This is a genomic window from Novosphingobium sp., assembly GCF_049240505.1.
Classification (GTDB): domain Bacteria; phylum Pseudomonadota; class Alphaproteobacteria; order Sphingomonadales; family Sphingomonadaceae; genus Novosphingobium.
The window spans coordinates 1-3,589 of sequence record NZ_JBMLSM010000071.1 but is presented as its reverse complement, the minus strand read 5'-3'; the positions used below and the strand labels follow the sequence as shown (position 1 = coordinate 3,589).

Annotated in this window: 4 protein-coding genes and 1 pseudogene; 1 reads left to right on the top strand and 4 read right to left on the bottom strand. The window is 59.1% G+C overall.

What is annotated here, in order from left to right; translation table 11 throughout:
• Window positions 1-22: 22 nt before the first annotated feature.
• The 3 genes from tnpC to ACOVQ0_RS06220 all read right to left on the bottom strand — a co-directional run bounded on the left by tnpC (window position 23) and on the right by ACOVQ0_RS06220 (window position 2,377).
• Window positions 23-1,615, bottom strand: a complete 1,593-nt coding sequence (gene tnpC / locus ACOVQ0_RS06230) for an IS66 family transposase (protein WP_298463960.1) — start codon at window positions 1,613-1,615, stop codon at window positions 23-25.
• 73 nt (window positions 1,616-1,688) lie between these two features.
• Complete coding sequence (gene tnpB, locus ACOVQ0_RS06225) at window positions 1,689-2,033, bottom strand: IS66 family insertion sequence element accessory protein TnpB (protein ID WP_298463963.1); 345 nt, start codon at window positions 2,031-2,033, stop codon at window positions 1,689-1,691.
• Window positions 2,030-2,377 carry a transposase gene (locus tag ACOVQ0_RS06220; RefSeq protein ID WP_421881604.1) on the bottom strand — a complete coding sequence of 116 codons (348 nt, stop codon included), beginning with the start codon at window positions 2,375-2,377 and terminating at the stop codon, window positions 2,030-2,032. The genes tnpB and ACOVQ0_RS06220 overlap by 4 nt, the downstream gene beginning before the upstream one ends.
• Before the next feature lie 745 nt (window positions 2,378-3,122).
• Between ACOVQ0_RS06220 and ACOVQ0_RS06215 the strand changes: the two genes are divergently transcribed.
• A complete protein-coding gene (locus tag ACOVQ0_RS06215; protein WP_298468906.1) occupies window positions 3,123-3,416 on the top strand; it encodes a Fis family transcriptional regulator in 294 nt (97 codons plus the stop codon).
• 11 nt (window positions 3,417-3,427) lie between these two features.
• Here ACOVQ0_RS06215 and ACOVQ0_RS06210 read toward each other — a convergent pair.
• A pseudogene (locus ACOVQ0_RS06210) lies at window positions 3,428-3,589 on the bottom strand (Hsp70 family protein); the annotation flags it as partial.

The following is a 3,589-nucleotide window of genomic DNA, read 5'->3' as shown; positions in this document are numbered from 1 at the left end:
GTAAGCGGCGAGCTGAGGCCGTTCAGGCTTCGTAGTTCCAGGGCATGAGTGCCTCGAGATCGCTGCTGGGCCAGCCGTTGGCGATGCGGTCGAGGGTCAGGGTGAGCCAGGCCTGCGGATCGACGTTGTTCATCTTCGCCGTCTGAAGGAGCGTGGCGATTGTCGCCCAGGTCCTTCCGCCGCCATCGCTGCCAGCGAAGAGACTGTTCTTTCGCGTAATTGTCTGGGGCCTGATGGCGCGCTCAACGATGTTGGAGTCGAGCTCGATGCGGCCGTCGGAGAGGAAGCGCTCGAAGATGGAGCGACGCGAGGTGGCATAGCGGATCGCCTCGGCGAGCTTCGACTTGCCGGAGATCCGCGGCAGGGTCTTCTGCCAGAGGGCGAAGAGCTCGTTGACTACAGCAGCAGATGTCGCCTGGCGCGCCGCGACACGGCCGTCAGGGCTCTGTCCCCGGGCCGCTGCTTCCACCTCCCAGAGCTTTGCCATCAGCTCCACCGTCTCGGTGGCGATCCTGGAACTATCCGAAGCGTGGAGCTCGTAGAACTTGCGCCTGCTATGGGACCAGCAGCCGGCCAGTATCACGCCATCATTGCCGCCGTCGGATCGGGCAAGCTTGTTGTAGGCACCATGCCCGTCAACTTGAAGGATACCGCGATAGCCACTCAGATGCCGGGCGACCCGATCGCCAGCGCGGCTATCTTCGAAGCGATAGGCGACCATCGGCGGACCACTGCCACCGAAGGGTCTGTCATCCCGGGCATAAGCCCATAGCCATGCCGTCTTTGCCGATCCGGATCCGGGCGCGAGCGTGGGCAACGTCGTCTCGTCAGCGAAGATGCGCTCCGCCGTCTTGATCTCGGCGAGGATGTAGTCGGCCAAGATATCAAGCTCGAAGCCGAGCTTGCCCATCCATTGAGCCATCAGTTTCCGGTCAAGCTCGACCTTGTCGCGGGCATAGATTGCCTCCTGCCGATAGAGCGGAAGGCCATCGGCATACTTCGAGACCGCGATCTGGGCGAGAAGCGCTTCCGTCGGAATGCCGCCCTCGATGATATGCGCGGGCGCGGCTGCCTGTACGACGCCGTCTTCGTTTTTGAAGGCATACTTCGGCCGGCGGGTGACGATGACGCGGAACTTCGCCGGCACGACGTCCAGCCGCTCCGAGACGTCCTCACCGATCAGAACCTTCTGTTTGCCGACATGCTCGGGCAGTTCGTCTGGCTCGATCACGACTTCGACCCGTTCCAGATGAGGTGCAAAGCCCTTGCGCGGTCGCGGCGGACGTTTGCCATCGGGATGGGTGACGCTCTTGTTCACCTGGGCTCGGATTCCAGCAATCCCGGTCTCGATTTCCTCGAAGACAAAAGCCTGTTGCTCATCATCGATGGTCGGAGATGCGAGCTTCTCCGATCGCCGGCCAAAGCGGGCACGATCGAAGGCTTTCAGGATCTGGGTGAGTCGTTCGATGCGTTCATCAGCATCGGCGTTTCTGGCCTTCAGATCTGCGACCTCGCTCTCGAGAGCGTCGGTGCGCGCAGCCTTCTCGGCCATGGCAAGGACCATGGCCTTCAGGGTCTCTACATCATCCGGGAGCTGCAAATCGGGCGGCGTCATAGCGCCTACCAGAGCATATTTTGCTCCGGTTTTCCTGCCCTTTCAGACGGTTGATTCACTTCGCCGCAGCACTTTACCCAACAATCTCCGGCGGCTTTACCGCTACCGAGCGGACCCGTTTCCAGTCCATGCCGTCAACGAGCGCCATGAGCTGGGCATGATTGAGCTGCACCCGGTTGTGGCCGATCCGAGGCCAGCAGAACTGCGCCTTCTCCAACCGTTTCGAGTAGAGGCAGATCCCTGATCCATCCCACCAGACGATCTTGACCCGGTCGGCCCGCTTTGCACGGAACACATACAGCGAGCCGTTAAACGGATCACTGCCAGCATCTCGTACCAGCGACAGCAAGCTGTCCGGTCCTTTGCGGAAGTCGATGGGATGGCTGGCGAGGAAGACTTTTACACCTGCGGGGATCATGCTGAGCGAACCGCCCGGATCACGCGCTGCAGATGAGCTTCGTCAGCATCGATGGGAGCGCGCACGACAGCATCGCCAATCAGAACTTCGATTATCGCAACGCCTGCTGATGGCGTGATTGCCTTATGACCGCTCGAGCCTGTGCTCTCCTTGTGAGGGCCAAGCGCGGCGCGACGCCAGCCAAATAGTTGTGACGGATGGATATCGAGCCGACGTGCAATCGCTGAGACGCTCGAACCAGGCTCAAGTGTCTCTGCCACCGCCCGCGCTTTAAAGTCATCCGACCAGCGTCGGCGAAGCTGCCGGGGTGCGCCCTCAAAACGGTCCGCAACGGCCTCGATCATATGGAAAGTTCTAGTTCCAGAGCTAGGCGCAGACATAGAAGCTCACAGCGGTTCATCTTGTCCGCTACCGATAGCCGACCGCTAACCTGCTTCGCCAGATGGGCTCGGCTTGCCCCTTACCTCTTACTTATTTGCACTGTGCATGATCTGGGTACAGGACGAGCGATGAAATCCAATTCGGCCACGCCACGACTATGCTACCCCGTCAACTCAGTATTACTGTTTGCTTCTAGTCGCCCCGTTCGGCGAGATCAGTTGAGGGGGAGTGTGAACTCGATACGGCAAGCTGCGCCCGCTGCATCTTCGGCAAACGATATGCTTTCGGAGATTATCTCCTGGGAGGGAGGGACAGCGTTGGCCGTGCCTCCTGTTGTGCCAAAGGGTTGGCCCGTTGAATCAATCAGGGTGCAGGCATAGTTGACATTAAACGGCACTGTCGACCGATTGGCGATACCTACAACAACTACATTGTAACCGGGGTCTCGCTTTATAGCGATTGTACGTATGGATGCTGTATCTGTAGGCGAGTAGTCGCGAGGCGTGAGCTCCGCAGCCATCGCTGGCTGAGCCAAAAGAAGTAAGAGAGTCACAGGAAATTTCACATGCGCCTCCGTATTCAATGTCGCGTTATAGTAGACAATCGGGAGTGAAGCTCAACCCGATCCTGCTGGTTGTTGTTTTGTCTAAACTCTAGAACGCTTACCTACAGCACCAGCTGAGCTACCTCTAATTCGAGAGCTGTAATATGAGCGAAGTGAAGCCGTCCATCGGTAGCAGTCTTGAAGAATTTCTCGATGACCTCGGGGAGCGGGACGATGTTTACGGAGAAGCCCTAAAGCGGATTCTCGCATGGCAAATTGAGGATGCTCGAAAACAGCAATCTATCTCGAAGTCCGAGATGGCTGTGAAGATGGGAACAAGCCGCACACAGGTCGAGCGTGTCCTTGATCCGCAGAATGTGGCGGTTTCACTTGATACGCTCGAGCGCGCTGCAAGGTCAGTCGGCAAAAGGCTTGAGGTTCGGCTGGTCGACGTCTGACCCGCACCGGCTTAAGCCACCCATTGGTCGATGTCGTCGCGCTCGCCGATCAGTGCCAGTCCATGGGCGATGGACACGAGTTCGCCGCCGGTTTCGATGCGGCTTGCCTCGAAGCGGCGGTGGAAGATGTCGCGCACGGCGGGAACGAAGGAGGTGCCGCCGGTGAGGAAGAC